The organism is Sphingomonas sp. IC081 (assembly GCF_006874585.1).
Taxonomy (GTDB): Bacteria; Pseudomonadota; Alphaproteobacteria; order Sphingomonadales; family Sphingomonadaceae; genus Novosphingobium.
Map to the genome: position 1 here is coordinate 909,954 of NZ_CP029761.1, position 20,601 is coordinate 930,554.

At 65.7% G+C, this 20,601-nt stretch carries 25 protein-coding genes and 1 tRNA gene; 18 read left to right on the plus strand and 8 right to left on the minus strand.

What is annotated here, in order from left to right; all coding sequences use genetic code 11:
• Positions 1-46: 46 nt before the first annotated feature.
• The 9 genes from DM450_RS04395 to purT all read left to right on the plus strand — a co-directional run bounded on the left by DM450_RS04395 (position 47) and on the right by purT (position 6,733).
• The gene (locus tag DM450_RS04395; RefSeq protein ID WP_260610177.1) at positions 47-283 is read left to right on the plus strand and encodes a YnbE family lipoprotein; all 237 of its coding nucleotides are present in this window, start codon (positions 47-49) and stop codon (positions 281-283) included.
• On the plus strand, positions 283-678 hold the full coding sequence (locus DM450_RS04400; RefSeq protein ID WP_142637504.1) for a YdbL family protein: 396 nt from the start codon (positions 283-285) through the stop codon (positions 676-678). The genes DM450_RS04395 and DM450_RS04400 overlap by 1 nt, the downstream gene beginning before the upstream one ends.
• A gap of 579 nt (positions 679-1,257) precedes the next feature.
• Complete coding sequence (locus DM450_RS04405; RefSeq protein ID WP_142632763.1) at positions 1,258-1,578, plus strand: AtpZ/AtpI family protein; 321 nt, start codon at positions 1,258-1,260, stop codon at positions 1,576-1,578.
• A gap of 52 nt (positions 1,579-1,630) precedes the next feature.
• Positions 1,631-2,413 carry a F0F1 ATP synthase subunit A gene (locus tag DM450_RS04410; RefSeq protein WP_142632764.1) on the plus strand — a complete coding sequence of 261 codons (783 nt, stop codon included), beginning with the start codon at positions 1,631-1,633 and terminating at the stop codon, positions 2,411-2,413.
• Positions 2,414-2,455: 42 nt separating this feature from the next.
• Positions 2,456-2,680 (plus strand): F0F1 ATP synthase subunit C, encoded by a 225-nt coding sequence (locus tag DM450_RS04415; RefSeq protein ID WP_142632765.1) that lies wholly within the window; start codon positions 2,456-2,458, stop codon positions 2,678-2,680.
• A 105-nt stretch (positions 2,681-2,785) separates the two neighbouring features.
• Entirely contained in the window at positions 2,786-3,280 is a 495-nt protein-coding gene (locus tag DM450_RS04420; RefSeq protein WP_142632766.1) for an ATPase, read from the plus strand.
• Complete coding sequence (locus DM450_RS04425) at positions 3,273-3,875, plus strand: hypothetical protein (protein WP_142632767.1); 603 nt, start codon at positions 3,273-3,275, stop codon at positions 3,873-3,875. The genes DM450_RS04420 and DM450_RS04425 overlap by 8 nt, the downstream gene beginning before the upstream one ends.
• Positions 3,876-4,170: 295 nt before the next feature.
• A complete protein-coding gene (mgtE, locus tag DM450_RS04430; RefSeq protein WP_142632768.1) occupies positions 4,171-5,529 on the plus strand; it encodes a magnesium transporter in 1,359 nt (452 codons plus the stop codon).
• A 37-nt stretch (positions 5,530-5,566) separates the two neighbouring features.
• Complete coding sequence (purT, locus tag DM450_RS04435) at positions 5,567-6,733, plus strand: formate-dependent phosphoribosylglycinamide formyltransferase (protein WP_142632769.1); 1,167 nt, start codon at positions 5,567-5,569, stop codon at positions 6,731-6,733.
• 79 nt (positions 6,734-6,812) lie between these two features.
• Here the strand turns inward: purT and DM450_RS04440 are convergent, their stop codons facing one another.
• The 6 genes from DM450_RS04440 to aroA all read right to left on the minus strand — a co-directional run bounded on the left by DM450_RS04440 (position 6,813) and on the right by aroA (position 12,780).
• Positions 6,813-7,361 carry a nucleoside 2-deoxyribosyltransferase domain-containing protein gene (locus tag DM450_RS04440; protein WP_260610179.1) on the minus strand — a complete coding sequence of 183 codons (549 nt, stop codon included), beginning with the start codon at positions 7,359-7,361 and terminating at the stop codon, positions 6,813-6,815.
• Positions 7,362-7,366: 5 nt separating this feature from the next.
• The gene (gene gloB / locus DM450_RS04445) at positions 7,367-8,125 is read right to left on the minus strand and encodes a hydroxyacylglutathione hydrolase (RefSeq protein ID WP_142632770.1); all 759 of its coding nucleotides are present in this window, start codon (positions 8,123-8,125) and stop codon (positions 7,367-7,369) included.
• A 242-nt stretch (positions 8,126-8,367) separates the two neighbouring features.
• Positions 8,368-10,083 (minus strand): 30S ribosomal protein S1, encoded by a 1,716-nt coding sequence (gene rpsA, locus DM450_RS04450; protein WP_142632771.1) that lies wholly within the window; start codon positions 10,081-10,083, stop codon positions 8,368-8,370.
• A 240-nt stretch (positions 10,084-10,323) separates the two neighbouring features.
• Complete coding sequence (locus DM450_RS04455) at positions 10,324-10,947, minus strand: (d)CMP kinase (RefSeq protein WP_142632772.1); 624 nt, start codon at positions 10,945-10,947, stop codon at positions 10,324-10,326.
• A 67-nt stretch (positions 10,948-11,014) separates the two neighbouring features.
• Positions 11,015-11,260 carry a hypothetical protein gene (locus tag DM450_RS04460; protein ID WP_142632773.1) on the minus strand — a complete coding sequence of 82 codons (246 nt, stop codon included), beginning with the start codon at positions 11,258-11,260 and terminating at the stop codon, positions 11,015-11,017.
• Positions 11,261-11,445: 185 nt separating this feature from the next.
• Positions 11,446-12,780, minus strand: a complete 1,335-nt coding sequence (gene aroA, locus DM450_RS04465) for a 3-phosphoshikimate 1-carboxyvinyltransferase (protein WP_142637507.1) — start codon at positions 12,778-12,780, stop codon at positions 11,446-11,448.
• 204 nt (positions 12,781-12,984) lie between these two features.
• Between aroA and DM450_RS04470 the strand changes: the two genes are divergently transcribed.
• From DM450_RS04470 to DM450_RS04510, 9 genes are all read left to right on the plus strand, one after another.
• The gene (locus DM450_RS04470) at positions 12,985-13,305 is read left to right on the plus strand and encodes a TIGR02300 family protein (RefSeq protein ID WP_142632774.1); all 321 of its coding nucleotides are present in this window, start codon (positions 12,985-12,987) and stop codon (positions 13,303-13,305) included.
• Positions 13,306-13,684: 379 nt separating this feature from the next.
• Positions 13,685-13,760: transfer RNA gene (locus tag DM450_RS04475), tRNA-Ala, on the plus strand.
• Between the two features lie 206 nt (positions 13,761-13,966).
• Positions 13,967-15,403, plus strand: a complete 1,437-nt coding sequence (gene ffh, locus DM450_RS04480) for a signal recognition particle protein (protein ID WP_142632775.1) — start codon at positions 13,967-13,969, stop codon at positions 15,401-15,403.
• Between the two features lie 30 nt (positions 15,404-15,433).
• Positions 15,434-15,862, plus strand: coding sequence for a 30S ribosomal protein S16 (gene rpsP / locus DM450_RS04485; protein ID WP_086493416.1), 429 nt, complete (start codon positions 15,434-15,436; stop codon positions 15,860-15,862).
• Positions 15,863-15,880: 18 nt separating this feature from the next.
• The gene (gene rimM / locus DM450_RS04490) at positions 15,881-16,405 is read left to right on the plus strand and encodes a ribosome maturation factor RimM (protein WP_142632776.1); all 525 of its coding nucleotides are present in this window, start codon (positions 15,881-15,883) and stop codon (positions 16,403-16,405) included.
• A 90-nt stretch (positions 16,406-16,495) separates the two neighbouring features.
• On the plus strand, positions 16,496-16,837 hold the full coding sequence (locus tag DM450_RS04495; RefSeq protein ID WP_142632777.1) for a hypothetical protein: 342 nt from the start codon (positions 16,496-16,498) through the stop codon (positions 16,835-16,837).
• Positions 16,834-17,580: a tRNA (guanosine(37)-N1)-methyltransferase TrmD gene (gene trmD / locus DM450_RS04500; protein ID WP_142632778.1), complete on the plus strand. Its 747-nt coding sequence runs from the start codon at positions 16,834-16,836 to the stop codon at positions 17,578-17,580. Before DM450_RS04495 ends, trmD begins: the two co-directional genes overlap by 4 nt.
• Entirely contained in the window at positions 17,577-17,945 is a 369-nt protein-coding gene (gene rplS, locus DM450_RS04505; RefSeq protein ID WP_142632780.1) for a 50S ribosomal protein L19, read from the plus strand. Before trmD ends, rplS begins: the two co-directional genes overlap by 4 nt.
• A gap of 433 nt (positions 17,946-18,378) precedes the next feature.
• The gene (locus DM450_RS04510; RefSeq protein ID WP_142632782.1) at positions 18,379-18,651 is read left to right on the plus strand and encodes an HU family DNA-binding protein; all 273 of its coding nucleotides are present in this window, start codon (positions 18,379-18,381) and stop codon (positions 18,649-18,651) included.
• Positions 18,652-18,791: 140 nt separating this feature from the next.
• Here the strand turns inward: DM450_RS04510 and DM450_RS04515 are convergent, their stop codons facing one another.
• A complete protein-coding gene (locus DM450_RS04515) occupies positions 18,792-19,685 on the minus strand; it encodes a hypothetical protein (protein ID WP_260610182.1) in 894 nt (297 codons plus the stop codon).
• Between the two features lie 32 nt (positions 19,686-19,717).
• The gene (locus DM450_RS04520; RefSeq protein WP_142632784.1) at positions 19,718-20,533 is read right to left on the minus strand and encodes a TrmH family RNA methyltransferase; all 816 of its coding nucleotides are present in this window, start codon (positions 20,531-20,533) and stop codon (positions 19,718-19,720) included.
• Positions 20,534-20,601: the final 68 nt, after the last annotated feature.

Below are 20,601 nucleotides of genomic sequence, written 5' to 3' on the forward strand. Positions count from 1 at the left end.
TGGCCCGCAATTGACCGGAAGCGATCCGGCTGCGACAAACCCGGCGATGCCAAAGATCGCCTCCTCGTTTGCGCAGTTCGCCGCAGTCCGGTCCGGCAGGCGCGCCGTTTGCGCCGCGACGATGGTGGCGGGTCTCGTGCCGATGCTGTCCGGGTGCATCCAGGTGACCGCACCCGACAAGCCGATCGTGATCGAGCTCAATGTCAACATCCGACAGGAAGTGATCTATCAGCTTTCCGCCGACGCGGAAAAGACGATCAAGGACAACGAAGGCGTATTCTGATGACCAAGACCCGTTTCCGCATTACCGTCGCCCTGATGGGCGCAGCCGCGCTGGTTCTCGGCGCAGCAGGTGTCGCCGTGGCGCAGGAAGCCCGTGATCCGGCCTATGCCGCCGCCCGCTCGTCCGGGCAGGTGGGTGAGCAGCGCGATGGCTATCTCGGCGTGGTCGGTAGCCAATCCGCTGCCGTGCAGGCGATGGTGCGCGACCTCAACAACAAGCGCCGCGCGATCTACACCGAAAAGGCCGCCGGCAAGGGCACGATCGAGGAATATGCCTTCGCCACCGCCTGCCGCCTGATCGCCCAGACCGCCCCCGGGGAAAAGTACCAGGCGCCCGACGGCTCCTGGCAGACCCGCACGGCAGCGGCCCCGCAGCGCGATCCGCGCTGCCCGTAATCGCGCTGCCCTCCATCGGGTTCATTCCGGGCCGGTGCCGCCGAGAGGTGGTGCCGGCCCGGTTTTTTGTCCGGACTGACGTCCGGAGGCGGCACCAGCCCACTCCCCCACCCTACCACCCATCAGGATACACTCGTGGGTGGTAGGGTGGGGGCGTGGGCTGGTGCCGCAAGCTCGTCACGGAGGTGACGAGCGCACCTAACAAAAAACTCCCGGCCGGTGCCGCGGAGAGGGCGGTGCTTTGATCGTCTGGTCCCGTCTCGCTTGTGAACGTCTCGCTTGTGAAACACTCTCTCGCCCGTTCGACAGGGCTGTGACCGCTCTCTGACGGGATTGATTCGCAAATGGTCGTGGAGGAACTCTCTCACGCATCGCCCTTGCGCTTTTCCTTTTCCTGACGAATGCTGTGTCTGCGCGGGTACTTGGGTTGGCCGGGGCGGCGCGCCAGGGCGTGTGAACAAGAGGCGTGGTCAGCGCCCGGCCAAGGTTGACTCGGGATAAGCCCCACCCTAAGGGGGCGGCGCCCTCGGCGGGGAGCCGTTGAACGCGTCAATCGTCCTTTATGGAGGAGGACCTGACATGAGCGACGAGCCACCTGCACGAGACTCCGTTGGCGAGGATGCGCGCCTGGAACGGCTCGACGAAAGGCTGAAAGCCCTTCGCGAGCGTGAAGAGCAGCGCAACAAGCCCAACGCAGGCACGGAAACGGACGATTCCTATCGCGCCGGCAACCGTGTTCTGGCCGATCTTCTCGGCGGGGTCATCGGCGGCCTGTTCATCGGCTGGGTGATCGATCACTTCGCCGGAACATCGCCCTGGGGTCTGTTGGTGATGTTGTTCCTAGGAATCTTCGTCGCCTTCAGGAATATCATACGGAATTCGAACCAGCGCCCGGATTGACCCATAAGGGGTGGATTGGGCGCTGTCGTTCATAGGCGACAGGGATATTCGCGTGGCTGCCGAAGCAAAGGTCGATCCGATGCACCAGTTCCAGCTCGAAACGCTGGCCGGTGCCCATTGGAACATTGCCGGATACAACATCGCCTTTACCAACAGCGCGCTGTGGATGGCGATTGCTACCGTTGCGCTGATCGTCTTCGTTGCCGGCGGCACGAAGCGTCAGCTCGTGCCGGGCCGCTGGCAGATGGCTGTCGAGACCTTCACCGGTTTCATCGACGGCATGCTGGCCGCCAACGTCGGCAAGAACGGCAAGAAGTACGTCCCGTACATCTTCTCGCTGTTCATGTTCATTCTCTTCGCGAACTTCCTCGGTCTGCTGCCGCTCGGCGTGCTGGGCCTGCACCCCTTCACCTTCACCAGCCACTTCTCGGCGACCGGTGTCCTGGCGGTGCTTTCGTTCGCGATCGTCATCATCGTGGGCTTTGCCAAGCACAAGCTGCACTTCTTCTCGCTCTTCGTGCCGCACGGTACGCCGGTCGTGATGATCCCGCTGATCTTCGTGGTCGAGCTGATCTCCTTCCTCGTGCGCCCGTTCAGCCTCGGTCTGCGACTCTTCGTCGCGATGATGGCCGGCCACGTGCTTCTTGAAGTGCTTTCGAGCTTCGTGATCAGCTCGGGCAACGCCGGTATCGGCCTCTTTGCCATTGCCGGTCTGCCCAGCTTCATCCTGATGGTCGGCATCTGCGCTCTCGAGCTGCTGGTCGCCGGCATCCAGGCCTACGTTTTCGCCCTTCTCACCTGCGTCTATCTTAATGACGCCGAGAACCTTCACTGATTTTCAGTCTCTTATCAGACTTTTCCAAAGGGAGTTTTTGTAATGGAAGCAGATGCTGCAAAGCTGCTTGGTGCCGGTCTCGCCGCTATCGGTTGCGGTCTCGCCTCGATCGGCGTGGGTAACGTCTTCGCGAAGTTCCTCGAAGGCGCGCTGCGCAACCCCGGCGCTGCCGACGCCCAGCAGGGCCGTCTGTTCATCGGCTTCGCGGGCGCCGAACTTCTCGGCCTGCTCTCGTTCGTCGTTGCCGCGCTGCTGATCTTCGCCTGATCGCACTAGCGCACTGATCCGATCCGGCCGCGCGAACCCTTTGGTGCCGCGGCCGGGCCACCGGATGCAAGATTTTTACCGGCTACCTCGGGACAGGGCTGACACATGCCTCAGATCGCACAGCTAGGCGAATACTACGCCAGCCAGATCTTCTGGATGCTGATCTTCTTCGCCATCACCTTCTTCGTCGTCGGACGCGGCATGGTGCCCAAGGTGATGGATACGGTCGCCTCGCGCGACAAGCAGATTGCCGAGGACCTCGCCACCGCCGAAAAGCTGCGCGAAAGCGCCGACGCGGAAGAGGAAGCCTGGCGCACGCGTGAAAACGCGAACCGCGCGCAGGCCCAGGACCTCATCGCTTCGGCCCGCGCCAAGGCCGGTGCCGCCACCGCAGAGCGTCTCAGCGCCGCGCAGATCGGCATCGACGCCGACCTCGCCGCCGCGGAAAAGCGCATCGACGAAGCGCGCCTTGCGGCTGCTGCCGAGATCGAGGGCGTTGCCGCCGAAGCCGCTCGCGACATCGTCAGCCGCGTCGCCGGCATCTCGCTCGACGAGACCGCCGCCCGCGCCGCCGTGAAGGAGAGCCTGGCTCATGGCTGAGAACACCGCCGCTGAACAGGGCGCCGCACCGGTCGCCCAGGAAGCCGCTCACGAGGCTGGCGCTCACGAGGCTGGCGCCGCCCAGGCGCACGTTGCGGTCGAGCACGCCGAACCCGAACTGCTGGGCTTTGCCCCGCCGGTCGCGGTGGTCAGCGCCTCGATGCTCGTGCTCATCCTGATCATGATCTGGAAGGGCGTTCCCAAGCTCATCTCGGGCGGTCTCGATTCGAGCATTGCCCAGATCAAGGCGCACCTCGAAGAGGCCAAGACCCTGCGCGCCGAGGCGGAAGCCCTGCGCAAGGAATATGCCGACAAGATCGCGAACGCCGAAAAGGACGCCGCGGCCATGCTCGAGCATGCCCATCACGAAGCCGAAGCGATCGTCGCCAAGGCCGAGGCCGACACCACCGAACTGATCGCCCGCCGTCACAAGATGGTGGAAGAGAAGATCTCGGCGCTGGAACTGGCCACGATCAACGACCTGCGCCGCAAGGCCGCTGCCGCTGCCGCACTGGCCGCCGGCGACCTGATCAAGGCCAACCACTCGGCCGATGCCGACAAGGCGCTGGTCGACAAGGCGATCGCGGGGATCTGATCCCGCCGAGCCTTTCGGTTACCGAACAAGAAAAGCCTCCGTGTCCTGCACGGGGGCTTTTTTGGTATTCCGATCCGTGTGTTGCGTTGAGTTGATGGCTTGAGCGCGCCTGGGTGGTTGACCTCGGCGCGGTTTGGGATCAGAGGGGCGCCCGCACGGCCACTCGTGCCGCGCAAGTTTCAGGAAGCGAGGACATGTCAAGCGACAGTTCCAGTAGGACCGCACGCCCCAAGGGCGCTGGCTAGTTCTCGCTGGCCATCGTCCGCCCGGGTCGTGCGGACGAAAGGTTTTGAAGATGATGAACGACCTGCTCGCCGGCGTGACGACCGGCCCCCGGCCCGTGAAGCGCGGGCTCTACATTGCCGATATCGTCGAGATGCTGGAGGCGCTGACGCCTGCAGAGGCGGCCGCCAAGCTGGGCCGCATGGCGGACGTGCGCGCCGTGGCCGCGCTCGACCGGCCCGAGTTTTCCGCTGCGAGCGAGGTGCTGGCGTTGCTGCCGTTCCCGCGCGCGGTACGGCTTGTCTCCCAGATGGCGGAAGACCGCGCGGCCGATGTGCTGGCGGCGATGGACGAGGGCGTTGCCGCGCGTTTCCTCGCCGCACTGGCGCCCGATGTGCGCAGTTCGCTTGCCAGCCTGCTGGCCTGGCCGGAGGACAGCGCGGGCGGCATGATGACGACCGAGTTCGTCGCCGCGCCCGCCTCGGCCACCGTGGGCGATGTGCTCAGGCTCATCCGCACGGTCGAGCGCAGCCGCGAGACGGTCTATTCGGTGTTCCTCGTCGACAAGGCGGGCCGCCTCGAGGCGACGATCTCGTTGCGCCGCCTGATCGCCGCCGAACCCGACGATCCCGCGCTCGATCTCGGACGCGACCGCGAACCCGTGGTTGTCGCGCCCGATACCGACCGCGAGGAAGTGGCGAACCTGATCCGCCGTCACGACCTGCTGGCGCTGCCGGTGGTGGACGAGCAGGGCCGTCCCATCGGCATCGTCACCGTGGACGACGTGCTCGACGCGCTGGTCGCGGAGCATACCGAGGACGTGCAGAAGTTCGGCGGCGTGGAGGCGCTCGACAAGCCCTACCTCGAAACCGGCTTCTTCGCGATGATCCGCAAGCGGGCGGGGTGGCTCAGCGTGTTGTTCCTTTCCGAAATGCTGACTGCGAGCGCCATGCAGCACTTCGAGGACGAACTGGCGCGCGCGGTGGTGCTGACGCTGTTCATCCCGCTGATCATGAGTTCGGGCGGCAACAGCGGCAGCCAGGCGACTTCGCTGATCATCCGCGCGCTCGCCGTCGGGCAGGTGCGCCTGCGCGACTGGTGGCGGGTGGCGCTGCGCGAACTGCCGGCGGGCATGGTGCTGGGCGGTATCCTCGGCGTGGTCGGCTTCGTCCGCATCGCCCTGTGGCAGCAGCTCGGTTTCTACGACTACGGCGCGCACTGGGTACTGATCGCCACCACCGTGTCGGCGGGGCTGGTGGGCATCGTCACGTTCGGGTCGCTGGCGGGCTCGATGCTGCCCTTTGCGCTGCAACGCCTCGGCTTCGACCCGGCGAGCGCGTCGGCGCCGTTCGTGGCGACGCTGGTCGATGTCACGGGTCTGGTGATCTATTTCACCATTGCGCTTGCGATTCTCTCCGGAACGCTGCTCTAGCATTCCCGCAAAACCCCCATCGAAAGGACTGGCCGTCATGGCATATACCGCGAAGATCCTGCTGCTCGGCTCGGGCGAGCTGGGGCGCGAATTCGTCATTTCGGCCAAGCGCCTGGGCTGCGAAGTGATCGCCTGCGACGCCTATGAAGGCGCGCCGGCGATGCAGCTGGCGGACGGCTTCGAGGTCTTCTCGATGCTCGACGGCGAGCGCCTGCGCGCCGCGATCGAGAAGCACAAGCCGGACTTCATCGTCCCCGAGGTCGAGGCGATCCGCACCGAAGTGCTGGCCGAAGTGGAGGCGGAAGGCTTCTGCGTGGTGCCCTCCGCGCGCGCCACGCAGATGACCATGAACCGCGATGCCATCCGCGAAGTGGCCGCCGTCGAACTGGGCCTGCGCACCTCGCGCTATCGCTACGCCGAAAGTCTCGATGAAGTGCTGGCCGGCGCGCAGCACACGGGGCTGCCCTGCGTGATCAAGCCGGTCATGTCGTCCTCGGGCAAGGGCCAGAGCACGGTGCGCGACGCCGCCGATCTGGAGAAGGCGTGGAACTATGCCGTCGCCAACATGCGCGGTGACCGCAAGCGGGTGATCGTCGAGGAATTTGTCGCCTTCGACTACGAGATCACGCTGCTCACCGTACGCAGCCGCGAGGGCGTGTCGTTCTGCCCGGCCATCGGCCACCGGCAGGAGCGCGGCGACTATCAGGAATCCTGGCAGCCCACCCCGATGGCGCCGGCCGCCATTGCCGCCGCGCAGAACATGGCGCGCAAGGTGGTGGACGATCTGGGCGGCTACGGCCTGTTCGGTGTCGAGTTCTTCGTGAAGGGCGAGGAAGTGATCTTCTCGGAACTCTCGCCGCGTCCGCACGATACCGGCATGGTCACGCTGATCTCGCAGAACTTCTCCGAGTTCGACCTCCATGCACGGGCGATCCTTGGCCTGCCGATCCCCGAGGTCGCGCTGCATGGCCCCAGTGCCTCGGCGGTGATCCTGGCTGACCGGGACAGCGAGAATTTCGCTTTCGAGGGGCTTGCCGATGCCCTGGCGACGCCGGGCGGCGCGGTCGACCTGCGCCTCTTCGCCAAGCCCGTGACGCGCCCCTATCGCCGTATGGGCGTTGCACTGGCGCTGGCCGGGGACAGCGATGCGGCGCGCCGGGTCGCGGCCGAGGCTGCGGGCAAGGTGCGGCTCGTTTACAAGTGAGGTCGAGGCCCGGGGCCTGACCGTATCGTCGCCCCTGCCACGGCGGGGGCGACCGGTTTCCCGAAGTGACCGGTCGCGGTTACTTTTTCCAACCGTGAACGCGCTGACGCACCGCCTTCAGCAGTTCGTCGATCGTCGCCACTTGGGTGACGCCATAGCGCGCGGCGGTGATGTCGACGTTGCCCTTGCGCCAGAAGCCCTCGGGGCAGAGCACGATAAGCTTGCCCCCGCGCGCATGGAGGCCGAGTTCGAGCAGGCTCACCGGGCTCTGCGTGCCGGGGGCGAGGTACATGACAATGACGTCGGCGCTTTCCAGCGCGGCGAGTTCCCATTCGACCTGACGGCGGAATTCCGGCTCGCTCGCCTCGGGCTTCCATGCCGGGTTCCAGTCGGGCCGGCGCGGGTTGAGGATCACCACGTTCTCGCCCGACAGCGCCGCGATCAGATCGGCCTGCCAGTCGGTGGCGCTGCCCATGTCGATGCTGCCGCCCAGGAACACGCGCGGCACGTCATGCGCGGCGGACAGGGGCTGCGGAGAAGTGACGATCATGCTGGATGCCATGGCCGGAGCGGCGCTCGCCAGCAGGGCGGCGAGCGCGAGGAGAGGGGCGGACTTGCGCAAGGTCATGGGGATCAGAACGTGTTCTTGGCTTCGCGCAGCGCGGCGAAGGTTGTCACCGCATCATGGCCCCCCCAGCGCGCCTGCAAGGCCGGATCGTCGGCGCGCAGGAACGGGTTGGTCAGCAGTTCGCGGCCCAATTTGGCGGGCACGGTCGGCATGCCGACGGCGCGGGCGCGGGTGATGTCCTCGGCATAAGCGGCGAGTTCGGCGTTGTCCGGGTCGGCATGGAGCGCGAACCTGGCGTTCGCGGCGGTGTACTCGTGCGCGCAGTAGAGCAGGGTATCGGCGGGGAGCGCCTTGATGCGCAGGAGGCTTTCCCAGAACTGCGGCGCGGTGCCCTCGAACATGCGGCCGCAGCCGAGCGCAAAGACCGAATCGCCCACGAAAGCGATTCTTGGCTCGGGCAGCCAGTAGGCGCAGTGGCCGAGCGTATGGCCGCCGACGTCGAGCACTTGCGCGGTCCAGTCGCCGATCTTCACCGTATCGCCCTGATCGACGCGGCGGTCGACGCCCGCGATCTTGCCGGCATCGCCTTCGGGCGCGGTGATCGTGCAGCCGGTCGCCGCCTTGATGGCGCCGTTGCCGCCTGCGTGGTCCGGGTGCCAGTGGGTGTTCCAGATCTGGGTGATCCGCCAGCCCTTGGCGGCGGCCTGCTTCAGATATTCATCGGCGTCCGGCGTATCGATGCACACGGTCTCGCCGCTGGCGGAATCGTGCAGCAGATAGCCGTAGTTGTCGCTGAGGCAGGGGAACTGATGGATTTCGAGCATGGGGTCTCTCCTTGGAGGCCTATGTAGCGAATGACGCCCAAAGCAAAAGCCCGCCCGGATTTCTCCGGACGGGCCTTTACTGTTTCACCTCGCGGTGAAGCTCGACTGTTCGGGCGGGGAGGCCGTCACGGGAGTAAATCCCGTGACGTCAGACGGGCTGTGCCCGCTGGCCGGCCTTCGCCCCGAGCGGAATGCAGGCTGCCATTTCCGATGCAAATGTCGCCTGCATTCCTGGGCTCGGCTTACGAACGGTTCTTGAGAGCTTCGCCGAGGATGTCGCCGAGCGAAGCGCCCGAGTCCGACGAACCGTACTGTTCGACAGCTTCCTTTTCTTCGTGAAGCTGGCGAGCCTTGACCGAGAAGGTCGGCTTCTTCGAACGGTCGAAACCGGTGACCATGGCGTCCAGCTTCTGGCCGACCTGGAAGCGGTCGGGGCGCTGTTCGTCGCGGTCGCGGCCGAGGTCCGAACGCTTGATGAAGCCGGTGGCGCCATCGTCGCCAGCCTGGACTTCCAGGCCGCCGTCGCGAACTTCGAGAACGGTGACGGTGACGACTTCGTTGCGGCGCAGCGAGCTGCCGCCGGCCGAAGCGGCAACGCCGCCAGCTGCCGGAGCACCACGCTCAAGCTGCTTCATGCCGAGGCTGATGCGTTCCTTCTCGACGTCGACGTCGAGCACAACGGCCGAAACCTGCTCGCCCTTGCGGTGCAGAGCCAGCGCGTCCTCGCCCGAGATGCCCCAGGCGATGTCCGACATGTGAACCATGCCGTCCACGTCGCCGTCGAGGCCGATGAACAGACCGAATTCGGTCGCGTTCTTGACTTCGCCTTCGACGGTCGAACCGACGGGGTGCTTCTCGGCGAAGGCTTCCCAGGGGTTCTGCTGAGCCTGCTTGAGGCCGAGCGAGATGCGGCGCTTGTCCGAATCGACTTCGAGAACGACCACTTCGACTTCCTGCGAGGTCGAGACGATCTTGCCGGGGTGGACGTTCTTCTTGGTCCAGGACATTTCCGAAACGTGGACAAGGCCCTCGATGCCGGCTTCCAGTTCCACGAACGCACCGTATTCGGTGATGTTGGTGACGGTGCCGGTGAGCTTGGCGCCCACGGGGTACTTGACGGCGGCGCCTTCCCACGGATCGCTTTCCAGCTGCTTCATGCCGAGGCTGATGCGCTGGGTGTCCTGGTTGATGCGGATGATCTGCACCTTCACGGTGTCGCCGATGGCGATCACTTCGCTCGGGTGGTTGACGCGCTTGTAGCTCATGTCGGTGACATGGAGCAGGCCGTCGATGCCGCCGAGGTCAACGAACGCACCGTAGTCGGTGATGTTCTTGACGACGCCTTCGATGACCTGGCCTTCGCTCAGCTTGTCGATCAGCTCGCTGCGCTGTTCGGCGCGCGTTTCTTCGAGGACGGCGCGACGCGACACGACGATGTTGCCGCGGCGACGGTCCATCTTCAGGATCTGGAAGGGCTGCGGCACGTCCATCAGCGGGGTGACGTCGCGCACGGGGCGGATGTCGACCTGCGAGCCGGGGAGGAACGCAACGGCGCCGTCGAGGTCGACGGTGAAGCCGCCCTTGACGCGGCCGAAGATCACGCCTTCGACGCGCTTGCCTTCACCGAATTCGTTCTCGAGCTTGTCCCAGGCGGCTTCGCGGCGTGCGCGGTCGCGCGACAGCATCGCTTCACCGTCGGCGTTCTCGACGCGGTCGACGTAAACTTCGACTTCGTCACCGACCTTGAGACCGTGCTCGCCTTCACCGCGGGCGAATTCGCGCAGGGCAACGCGGCCCTCGCTCTTCAGGCCCACGTCGATGACGGCCTTGTCGTTTTCGATGGCAGTGACGGTACCCTTGACCACGCGGCCTTCGAAGCCGTCATCGGCGACACCGCCGAGCTGATCGTCAAGCATCTTCGCGAAATCGTCGCGAGTCGGATTGGCAGAAGTAGCCATTAAAGGTTTAATCCTGTTTAGTTTTTTCCGGCCTGGCGGTTTGATCCGCCGGTCTTTCCTCCGCGTTTCGCACCATGCGAAACCCGGGCCAAAAGGGCCGAACCGCCGTGGGGGCCGAATGCCGTCCACGGCGTCTGTCGAACCAGGCGGTTCTCCAGACCGGCGGCCCCTACGCGCATGGGGGGTGAAATGCAAGGAAATAGGCGGATGCGGCGCGGTTTCGTCGTATCCGAAAGGCGCTTAATCGACCCGGAGCGCATCCACGGCGGCGATGGCCGCGGCGATGGCTTCCTCGCGCTTCAGTTCCGAGGTGTCGATCTCGATGGCGTCGGCAGCGGCGATCAGCGGCGCGTCCTTGCGCCCCCGGTCGCGCTCATCGCGGGCGGCCAGGTCGGCGGTGATCGCCTCCAGGGTAACGTCGCGGCCATGCGCCTGCATTTCGAGGAAGCGGCGCTGGGCGCGGGCTTCGACCGAGGCGACGACAAACAGCTTGGCCTCGGCTTCCGGGGCGATCACGGTGCCGATGTCGCGCCCGTCGAGCACGGCGCCGCCGGGCTGGACCGCGAAGGCGTGCTGGCGTTCGTAGAGCGCCTGGCGCACCGCGGGGTGGACCGAGACCCGGCTTGCCAGGCCGCCACTGGCTTCGGAGCGCAGTTCTGGGTCTTCCAGCAGGCCTTCGGGGAAAGTGCAGGCGGCAAGGGCATCGACGGGATCGTCGGGGTTGCCGCCATCGAGGAAGCACTGGCGGCCGACCGCGCGGTAGAGCAGGCCGGTGTCGAGGTGGGGCAGTCCGAAATGGTGGGCGAGGGCCTTGGCGATAGTGCCTTTGCCCGATGCGGTGGGTCCGTCTACGGCGATAATCATCGCGCGGTCATGGCGGCTTGGCAGGCGAGTGGCAAGAGTGGCGGCAATAGCGGCGTCAAGAACGGGTTCAGGGCTCCGGGCTGGTCAGTTCCGGGCTGTCGGGGCCGTAGAGGTCGATCAGTTCCTGCTCGAAACGCCCTGAATCGCGCGCCAGCCAGGCCAGCATGACCACCGCGATACCGATGCTGGCGCCGACCAGCGGCAGGATCAGGGTCAATGCCGCAAGCAAGGGCAGGGGCAGGGCGCCGAGCCATCGGCGCAGGCTGTGATGCCGGTGGATCGGCGCTGCACGACAGGTCCGAATCGATGTCATGATGGCCTCCCTTCACCGATAGGCTAGGCCCGCGAACCTTGTCGAATGGTAACCAGATGGCTCGGGGGACAGGGTGCGGCCTGCCGAAAAGGGTGTCTCGCGGGAGACTGTCTCGCGGAAGACTGTCTCCCGGTGGACTGCGCCCCCGGTGGGCTATGTTGGCACTGTCCACCGGAGGAAAGGCTTTATCCCGCGAGGCTGGCCAGCAGCGCCTCGAAGTTGGGGAAGCTGGTGGCAATCGGGCGGGTGTCGTCCACTTCCACGCCGCCGCTGCTGACAAGCCCGGCGATCGCCATCGACATGGCGATGCGGTGGTCGAGATGGGTGGTGACCTGCGCGCCCGCCGCGGTGCCGGGCAGCGGGGCGCCGCCGGTGCCGGTGATGACAAGGCCGTCCTCGCGCTCCTCGATCTTTGCGCCGGCCAGCGTCAGCGCGGCGGCCATGGCGGCGAGGCGGTCCGATTCCTTCACGCGCAGTTCGTCGAGTCCGCTGGTGACGGTGACGCCCTCGGCCAGCGAGGCGGCGACAAAGAGGACGGGGAACTCGTCGATCATGGCAGGCGCGATGGCGGGATCGACGGTGATGCCCTTGAGCGCGGAGTGCCTGACCAGCAGGTCGGCCACCGGCTCGCCGCCGACTTCGCGTTCGCTCAGGAACTCGATCTGGCCGCCCATCTGGCGGAGCACTTCGACAAGGCCTGCGCGAGTGGGGTTGAGGCCGACGTTCTCGATCACCACTTCGCTGCCCGGCGTCACCAGCGCGGCAACGATGAAGAAGGCGGCCGAGGAGGGGTCGCCCGGCACGTCGATCACCTGGGGCTTGAGTTCAGCCTCGCCCTTGATGGTGATGATGCGGGTGCCGTCCGCCTCCACGGTGACGGTAAGGTCGGCGCCGAAGCCCTTGAGCATGCGTTCGGAATGGTCGCGGGTCGGCACCGGCTCGATCACGGTGGTGGTGCCGGGCGTGTTGAGGCCGGCCAGCAGGATGGCGCTTTTCACCTGCGCGGAAGCGACCGGGAGGCGGTAAGTGATCGGCACGGCCGGCGCGGCGCCGCGCACGATCAGCGGCAGGCGGCCACCCTCGCTGGCTTCGAAGCTGGCGCCCATTTCCGAAAGCGGATCGATCACCCGGCCCATCGGGCGCTTGGAGAGCGAGGCGTCGCCGGTGAAGCTGACTTCGATCGGGTGGCTGGCGACAAGGCCCATCAGCAGGCGGGTCGAAGTGCCGGAATTGCCCATGTCGAGCGGGCCCTCGGGCTGGAGCAGGGCGCCGACGCCGACGCCGTTCACCCGCCATTCGCCCCCGGACTCGCTGTCGCCAATGCGTTCCACACTGGCGCCCATCGCCCGCATGGCGGCGGCGGTGGCCAGCACGTCCTCGCCTTCCAGCAGGCCGGTCACGCGGGTTTCGCCGACCGCCAGCGCGCCCAGCATGATCGAGCGGTGGCTGATCGACTTGTCGCCCGGCACGCGAATCCTGCCCTTGAGCGGCCCTGCGGGCAGGAAACGGCGGGGGCGCATGGGGGTGGTGCTGTCGTGGCTCACGGGCGTGCTTCTTTCCGATTGGCGGGGCGCAAAATCGCCGGGCTTTTGACAGCGGCTGCGGCCTATGGCAAGGCGCGCGCCCTGATGTGGCCGGGACGCTTGATTTTGCGCGCCGGCCCTCCCATCAAGACACGGAATTCTCGCCCGTACTCTTCGGGCGCGCAGTAATGAGGACATTTCATGGCAAAGCCTGAGTGGGGCGCCAAGCACGGCTGCCCGAAATGCGGCACCCGCTTCTACGACCTGGGCAAGGATGACCCGGTTACCTGCATCGAGTGCGGCCATTCGTGGCACCCGGAACCGGTGCTGAAGTCCAAGCAGCCGATTCCCTATGAGGAAATCCAGAAGAAGGAAGCCGTCGAGACCGAGGATGCGGATCTCGCCGACGACGATCTGGACATCGACGACGACGGCGATTCGCCGGACAACGACGTCGACCTCGGCGGTGACGACGATCTCGGCATCGGCGCCGGCGACGACGACGGCGACCGCGACGAGTAAGGCTCGGCCAGTAATCTCGGGCCGATCTGTTTCAGGAAAGGGCGCGGCGCTTCGGTGGCCGCGCCCTTTCTCGTTTCTGCGGCGATTGCCTCCGATCCCTTTGCGGGAATCACGCTCAACCCGCTCAGGCTGAGCGTGTCGAAGTCCCCGGCGGCGCCGCGCCGGGCCTCCATCGTTTGGCAGGCTCAGGATGAGCGGGGGTGGATGGGGAGGGGGCGCGGGCCGCTTTTTCGGCCGCCGTTCAAAAAATGACAGGTCGGTGAAAATTTCCTCTTGCCAGCCCGGAGAACCCCATCTAGAGGGCGGCCTCCCAAGCGGACGCACACGCTGCCGCAGCGGGATCGGATCAAACCTCCCAGGTCGATCCGGTGAAGTGAATGGGGCCTTAGCTCAGCTGGGAGAGCGCCTGCATGGCATGCAGGAGGTCAGCGGTTCGATCCCGCTAGGCTCCACCATTTCTTCCGAAACAGCCTTTCAAATTTATCTTTGCCGGGCTATTTCGACATATCAGTTTCGCGGGAACGCGATACGCTGGCCGACGAGGTTTCGTCCGCCGGCGTTTTTCGCATAAGGTTTCCGTCACGCCGGTCAGCGAGGTTTCGCCCACCGGCGTTTTTGGCGTTCTGGCTGACCCAGCGGTCGGTCAAAAGTGGAGTTAGGCATGTTCGACAGCCTTTCGGATCGTCTTGGTGGCGTTTTCGACAAGCTGCGTGGCCGCGGCGCGCTCAAGGAGCAGGACGTTCGCGATGCCATGCGCGAAGTGCGCATCGCGCTGCTCGAAGCCGATGTCGCGCTCCCCGTCGTGCGCCGCTTCATCGATCAAGTCACTGAAAAGGCTGTCGGCCAGTCGGTCCTGAAGTCGGTCACGCCCGGCCAGCAGGTCGTCAAGATCGTCAATGACGCACTGATCGAGATGCTCGGCGGTGACCAGACCGCCGAACTCGATCTGGAAGCGGTTCCGCCCGTCGTCATCATGATGGTCGGTCTGCAGGGCTCGGGCAAGACCACCAGCACCGCCAAGATCGCCCGCCTCCTCAAGGAGAAGCAGGGCAAGAAGGTCATGATGGCCTCGCTGGACGTCAACCGTCCGGCGGCGCAGGAACAGCTTCGTGTCCTGGGTGAGCAGGTGGGCGTCGCCACCCTGCCGATCATCGCCGGCCAGCAGCCGACCGAGATCGCCACCCGCGCGATGCAGTCCGCCCGCCTTCAGGCCGTGGACGTGCTGCTGCTCGACACCGCCGGCCGTCTCCACGTCGACACGCAGCTGATGGACGAGATGAAGGCGGTTGCCGCCATCTCTACCCCGCGTGAAACGCTGCTAGTGGTCGACTCGCTGACGGGTCAGGACGCGGTCAACGTCGCGCAGTCGTTCGCCGGCGAAGTCGACCTGACCGGCGTCGTGCTCACCCGTATGGACGGTGATGCGCGCGGCGGTGCGGCGCTGTCGATGCGGGCCGTCACCGGCAAGCCGATCAAGTTCGCGGGCACCGGCGAAAAGATGGAGGCCCTCGAGGTCTTCCACCCCAGCCGCGTCGCCAACCGCATCCTCGGCATGGGCGATATCGTCTCGATCGTCGAAAAGGCGGCCGAAGCGGTCAAGGTCGAGGAAGCCGAAGCGCTGGCCAAGCGCATGGAGCAGGGCAAGTTCGACATGAACGACCTGCGCATGCAGCTCAGCCAGATGCAGAAGATGGGCGGCCTTGGCGCGCTGGCCGGCATGATGCCGGGCATGAAGAAGGCCAAGGCGGCGATGCAGGCCTCGGGTATGGACGACCGCGTGCTGCTGCGCATGGATGCGATCATCGGTTCGATGACGCCGAAGGAGCGCGCCAATCCCGCGCTGCTCAACGCCAAGCGCAAGATCCGCGTCGCCAACGGTTCGGGCACCAATGTCCAGGACGTCAACAAGCTGCTGAAAATGCACCTCGAGATGTCCAAGGCCATGAAGCAGATCAAGAAGATGGGCGGCCTCAAGGGGCTGGCCGCGATGTTCGGCAAGGGCGGTCTCGATGCTGCCATGCCGGGACTGGGCGGCGGTAGCGCCGGCGGTATGCCCGGCCTGGGTGGGCCGGATCTCAGCAAGTTTCTTAAGAAGTAATTTTTGAAGATTTGAAGGAAAGGTAGAACAATGTCCGTTTCGATCCGTCTGTCGCGCGGTGGCGCGAAGAAGCGTCCTTACTACAAGATCGTCGTCTCCAACTCGCGCGCTCCGCGCGACGGCAAGTATCTTGAGCAGGTCGGCACCTACAACCCGATCCTCGCCAAGGACGACGAAAACCGCGTCCGTCTGGTCGAAGACCGCGTGCGTTACTGGCTCGGCGTTGGCGCCCAGCCGACCGACCGCGTTGCCCGCCTGCTCGACAAGGCCGGCATCAAGGAACGCGCCGCTACCGTGAACGCCAAGAAGGGCGAGCCGGGCCAGAAGGCCAAGGACCGCGCTGAAGAAAAGGCTGAAAAGCTGCGCGAAGCTGAAGAAGCTGCCGCGGCTGCTGCTGCCGCTCCGGCCGCTGAAGAAGCGCCTGCTGAAGCAGCCGCTGAGGAATCGACCGAAGCCTAAGCTTCAGGTTAGATCCAGATGGCTGGTCAAGACCGCCCCGTCACGCTTGCTGCCATCACTGGCGCGCACGGCGTGACGGGCGAGGTTCGCCTCAAGCTGTTCGGTGAAGGCGTGGCGGCGCTCAAGCGCTACCGCGCCTTCAACGAGTCAATGGGCAGGGATTCCACTCTGACGCTCGTCAAGCTGCGCGATGACGGCAAGGGCGGTGCGATTGCGCGTTTCGAGGAAGTGCCGGATCGCACGGCTGCCGAGAAGCTGCGCGGCACCGCGCTCACCGTCCCGCGCGCGTCGATGCCGGAACTGGAGGAGGGCGAGTATTATCACGCCGACCTCCTGGGCCTGCGCGCCGTTTCCGACGCGGGTGACGACCTCGGCACCTGCATCGGGGTCGAGAACTTCGGCGCCGGCGACGTGATCGAGATCGAGCGTCCGGTAGGCGAGGATGGAAAACGGCGCCGTTTCATGGTGCCGATGACCACCGCCGCCGTTCCCGAGTGGGATCACGAACGCATTGTCGTCAACGCGGCTTTTGCGGAAGAATAAAGGAAAGGCCGCCCTTCGGGGCGGCCTTTCTTGCATCGCTCGGCGGTCCGGCGCGCTGGCGGGGCGGCTCGCCCGGGATCGGGAGCTTCCATGATCTATCTGCTTGGCCTGCTTTTCTTTTTGTTCCCGGTCTTGTCTGCCGGGGTGCTGCTGCGCTGGCGCAAGGAGTGGTCGCGGCGCCGGATCGTGCTGGTGTCGGCCTCGCCGCTGGCTGCCCTGATCGCGGTGCCATGCCTGCTCGTGTTTGTGCTGACGTTCACCTCGACGCCGCGGCAATGCGTGATCGACCGGTGCGACGAGGATCGGGATACCGCCCTTGGCGGCCTGCGGATCGCGCTGGCCGGTTTTGTCGGAGGGGTGTTGACAGCGGGGGGCACAGTCTATCTGGCACGGCGCAACGCGCCCGTACCCGAAGCAGACATATTCACATGACTTTCAACGCCACCGTCCTCACCCTCTACCCGGAGATGTTCCCCGGCACGCTTGGCATCAGCCTTGCGGGCAGGGCGCTTGCCGAAGGCAAGTGGGCCATGAACCCGGTCCACATCCGCGACTTCACCACCGACAGGCACCGCACCGTCGACGATACGCCGGCCGGCGGCGGTGCCGGGATGGTGCTCAAGGTCGACGTCCTGGCCGCCGCCATCGACCATGCCCGCACGATCAATCCCGACGCGCCGATCATCGCCATGACCCCGCGCGGCAAGCCGATCTCGCAGGCGCGTGTGCGCGAATTGGCACAAGGGCCGGGCGTCACCATCCTGTGCGGCCGCTTCGAGGGTTTTGACGAGCGCATCTTCGAAGGGCGCCAGGTGGAGGAGATGTCGGTCGGCGACGCGGTGCTTTCGGGCGGCGAACCGGCGGCGATCCTGCTGCTTGACGCTTGCATTCGGCTGCTTCCCGGCGTAATGGGCGCCGCTTCCAGCGGGACCGAGGAATCGTTCGAGGACGGTCTTCTCGAATACCCGCAATTTACCCGACCCACCGAGTGGGAAGGGCGCACGATCCCTGAAGTGCTGCGATCGGGGGATCATGCGAAGATCGCCGCCTGGCGGAAACGGCAGGCGGAGGAAGATACACGGTCACGCAGGCCGGACCTTTGGGAACGTCGCAGTGACGTTCGGGGCCAGTCTGCCTCTGGTGCGCGGCGCAAAAACGAGGACTTAGGTTCATGAACCTGATTCAGCAGATCGAGGCCGAGGAAATTGCCAAGGCCGCCAAGGATATCCCGACCTTCCGTCCGGGCGACACCGTCCGCGTCGGCGTGAAGGTGGTTGAAGGCACCCGTACCCGCGTCCAGGCGTACGAAGGCGTGTGCATCGCGCGTTCGAACCGTGGCATGGGTTCGAACTTCACCGTCCGCAAGATGAGCTTCGGTGAAGGCGTCGAGCGCGTATTCCCGCTCTACTCGCCGAACATCGATTCGATCACGGTTGTCCGTCGCGGCGTCGTGCGTCGTGCGAAGCTGTACTACCTGCGTGGTCGTACCGGCAAGCGCGCCCGTATCGCCGAGCGCCGGGTCAACGAACCCAAGGCGTAAGCCCGGGCGATATGACCGGCTCTTCGGGGCCGGGCAGCTTGAGAGGCGGCTCGATCCATCGAGCCGCCTTTTTTGCGTCTGGCGCAAACGTGTCTTTACCGCAGCGGCGCTTTGTCGATTAGCCGATGCAGCTAGCTGATTTCATGTGGCGAATCGCAAGATGCCCGGTGGAGATCGGATTTTGGCACCGTTGCGAATCGCGTCCTGACCACCCGGTTCGGCGGGCCGGGGCAGGGGCATTGCGGCGTCTTCGTCGCGGGATTGACCAAAACGTCAACTGAGAGGCGGAAAAACACGATAAACAGGGCGTTTTCGGCCTGTTTAGGCTTTGACAGCGTCCTGAAAAACGGCTCAATTCCGTCGCCATTCAGAGGCGAATCCAGTTCTATCCCATCGCATCCTATTTCCACTGAAAGGTTAGGGGGTACCCATAATGAACAAGAACGATCTTATCGGCGCGGTCGCAGACTCGAGCGGCCTGACCCGCAGCGACGCTACCAAGGCTGTTGAAAGCGTTTTCGACGCCATCACCGGCGCGCTGAAGAAGGGTGACGAAGTGCGCCTGGTCGGTTTCGGCACGTTCTCGGTCGCCAAGCGCAAGGCTTCGACCGGCCGTAACCCGCGCACCGGCGAGCCGATGGAAATCAAGGCTTCGGCCCAGCCGAAGTTCAAGGCCGGCAAGGGCCTCAAGGACGCTGTCAACTAAGCAGCGCTCCGGCAGCCTGTCGCGCCTCGCAGGCTGAAGACATTACGCCGCGCCAACCATCGGGTTGGCGCGGCGTTTTTGCGTTCGGGGAGGGGGAGATGGAAAAGGGCACCTTGGCAGCGTCCCTTTCCCTTGCGGGGTTACGGCTTCAGCTTCACCAGCGCGGTGGGCGCTGCCGGTGTGCGCGGATTGACCGCCCAGACCAGCCTGCGCCCCCCGGGGGCGGCTTGCGGGCCTTCGTCCGTGTTGTTGGCAAGGATCTCGCCATCGGTGAGCACGGTGAACGTGCCGTCGGCCTCGCTCGGGCCATCGGCAGACCCCGTGCTGCTGCTGCCGTTGCTGCTGCTGTCGCCCATTCCGGCGAGCATGGCGCCCATCATGCCGTCCGCGCCCTTGGACGGACCGAAGCCGGGGGCATCCATCCGCACGCTGCCGTCCTGACGCAGCGAAAGCTGCACGAAAGGATTGGCCATCGCCAGCCCTTCGATGGTGGGGAAGGCAAAATCGTGGTCGAGCCTGCCCTGGATGGCGAAGTCGACATCGAAACGCCCGTCGCCCTTGTAGACCACCTTGTTCCAGCCGACCTGCCGGCGCAGCTTGGCGGCGACGTCCTCGCCCGCGCGCGGGTCGTTGGGGTCGATGCCGCCGAGCAGCGCCTTTGCCGCCTGCGCGTCGCTCTTGGCCTTCTGCGCGCGCGACTCCTCCCACGACCTCTTCTGCTTGGCGAGTTCGTCCCCGGTGCAGGGGCGCTCGTCGTAGTTGTCGTCGTGGCAGGCATCCGGCGTGAAGCCCGCCTCCTTCGCCTTTTGCAGCGGGATCATCACGATCTCGCCACTATAGGCGAAGCGGAAGCTGCGATCGTTCCGCAGGTCCAGCTGCGCGGTGAACTTGCCCGGCACGAAGATGCAGGCCGCCACCAGCAAGGCCAGTCCGGCAACCGCCAGCCCGGCAACGATGCGCCGGGCTGGATTGCGGGATGCCTCGGGAGAGGGCGCCGGAGAGCGGGGACGGGATGAAATGTCGCACGAAGTCATGTCGTCTCCCGGATTGCGCGAACCACGGTGCCTCAGGCCTCGGGGCGGGTTGCCACGGCGTAGAGGGCGATGGCGGCCGCGTTCGAGACATTGAGGCTTTCCATGGCCTCGCTGATCGGCAGCTTGGCGATGGCGTCGCAGTGCTGGACGATATTGTGGCGCATGCCGTCGCCTTCGGCACCAAGCACGAGCGCGACCGGACCGGCGGGCAGGGCTTCGCCCAGGGTTGTCTCGGTGCCGCCGTCAAGGCCGATGCGCCAGTAACCGGCCTCGGCGATCTCCTCGAGCGCACGGGCGAGGTTCACCACGCGGACCCAGGGCAGCACTTCGAGCGCGCCCGAGGCGCTTTTGGCCAGCGTGCCCGATTCGGGCGGGGCATGGCGGTCCTGGGTGACGATGGCGCAGGCATTGAACGCGACGGCCGAGCGCATGATGGCACCGACGTTGTGCGGGTCGGTCACCTGGTCGAGCACGACGACCGGGCGCGAGGGATCACCGTCGAGAACGTCGTCGATGAAGATGTCGTCGAGCGGCTCGCATTCGAGCACGAGGCCCTGGTGCGGCGCGTCACGGGCGACGAGTCGGGCGAGATCGGCGGGCTGTGCCCACTCCACCGGGAAATCGGTGGGCAGTTCGCCGTCGAGAGATTCGACGCCTTCGCGAGTTGCCCACAGCTTTCTATGTTTGCGATCGGGGTTCTTGAGGGCCGCCTCCACCGCATGACGGCCCCAAAGGCGGACCATTCCGGTGCTTGCGCGACCGCTGCCGCGTCCGTTCTTCATCCGGCCAGCGCGCCCGCGCAGCGCCTTTCCGGGCTTTGCGCCGTCCCGGTCGCTACGATTGCTCATGAAAATATCCTTTTTGAAAAAATCTGTGCCGCTCCTGCCAGTACCCCCATTGACAGGCAAGGCCAGGT

Coding starts and splice junctions, on each gene's coding strand:
- rimM (WP_142632776.1), top strand. CDS start 15,881: ATGGCTGGTCAAGACCGCCCCGTCACGCTTGCTGCCATCACTGGCGCG.
- aroA (WP_142637507.1), bottom strand. CDS start 12,780: ATGCGCCCCCGCCGTTTCCTGCCCGCAGGGCCGCTCAAGGGCAGGATT.
- DM450_RS04440 (WP_260610179.1), bottom strand. CDS start 7,361: ATGACCTTGCGCAAGTCCGCCCCTCTCCTCGCGCTCGCCGCCCTGCTG.
- DM450_RS04415 (WP_142632765.1), top strand. CDS start 2,456: ATGGAAGCAGATGCTGCAAAGCTGCTTGGTGCCGGTCTCGCCGCTATC.
- DM450_RS04400 (WP_142637504.1), top strand. CDS start 283: ATGACCAAGACCCGTTTCCGCATTACCGTCGCCCTGATGGGCGCAGCC.
- ffh (WP_142632775.1), top strand. CDS start 13,967: ATGTTCGACAGCCTTTCGGATCGTCTTGGTGGCGTTTTCGACAAGCTG.
- DM450_RS04470 (WP_142632774.1), top strand. CDS start 12,985: ATGGCAAAGCCTGAGTGGGGCGCCAAGCACGGCTGCCCGAAATGCGGC.
- trmD (WP_142632778.1), top strand. CDS start 16,834: ATGACTTTCAACGCCACCGTCCTCACCCTCTACCCGGAGATGTTCCCC.
- rpsP (WP_086493416.1), top strand. CDS start 15,434: ATGTCCGTTTCGATCCGTCTGTCGCGCGGTGGCGCGAAGAAGCGTCCT.
- DM450_RS04520 (WP_142632784.1), bottom strand. CDS start 20,533: ATGAGCAATCGTAGCGACCGGGACGGCGCAAAGCCCGGAAAGGCGCTG.
- DM450_RS04405 (WP_142632763.1), top strand. CDS start 1,258: ATGAGCGACGAGCCACCTGCACGAGACTCCGTTGGCGAGGATGCGCGC.
- rpsA (WP_142632771.1), bottom strand. CDS start 10,083: ATGGCTACTTCTGCCAATCCGACTCGCGACGATTTCGCGAAGATGCTT.
- rplS (WP_142632780.1), top strand. CDS start 17,577: ATGAACCTGATTCAGCAGATCGAGGCCGAGGAAATTGCCAAGGCCGCC.
- DM450_RS04510 (WP_142632782.1), top strand. CDS start 18,379: ATGAACAAGAACGATCTTATCGGCGCGGTCGCAGACTCGAGCGGCCTG.
- mgtE (WP_142632768.1), top strand. CDS start 4,171: ATGATGAACGACCTGCTCGCCGGCGTGACGACCGGCCCCCGGCCCGTG.
- gloB (WP_142632770.1), bottom strand. CDS start 8,125: ATGCTCGAAATCCATCAGTTCCCCTGCCTCAGCGACAACTACGGCTAT.
- purT (WP_142632769.1), top strand. CDS start 5,567: ATGGCATATACCGCGAAGATCCTGCTGCTCGGCTCGGGCGAGCTGGGG.
- DM450_RS04425 (WP_142632767.1), top strand. CDS start 3,273: ATGGCTGAGAACACCGCCGCTGAACAGGGCGCCGCACCGGTCGCCCAG.
- DM450_RS04515 (WP_260610182.1), bottom strand. CDS start 19,685: ATGACTTCGTGCGACATTTCATCCCGTCCCCGCTCTCCGGCGCCCTCT.
- DM450_RS04395 (WP_260610177.1), top strand. CDS start 47: ATGCCAAAGATCGCCTCCTCGTTTGCGCAGTTCGCCGCAGTCCGGTCC.
- DM450_RS04420 (WP_142632766.1), top strand. CDS start 2,786: ATGCCTCAGATCGCACAGCTAGGCGAATACTACGCCAGCCAGATCTTC.
- DM450_RS04455 (WP_142632772.1), bottom strand. CDS start 10,947: ATGATTATCGCCGTAGACGGACCCACCGCATCGGGCAAAGGCACTATC.
- DM450_RS04460 (WP_142632773.1), bottom strand. CDS start 11,260: ATGACATCGATTCGGACCTGTCGTGCAGCGCCGATCCACCGGCATCAC.
- DM450_RS04495 (WP_142632777.1), top strand. CDS start 16,496: ATGATCTATCTGCTTGGCCTGCTTTTCTTTTTGTTCCCGGTCTTGTCT.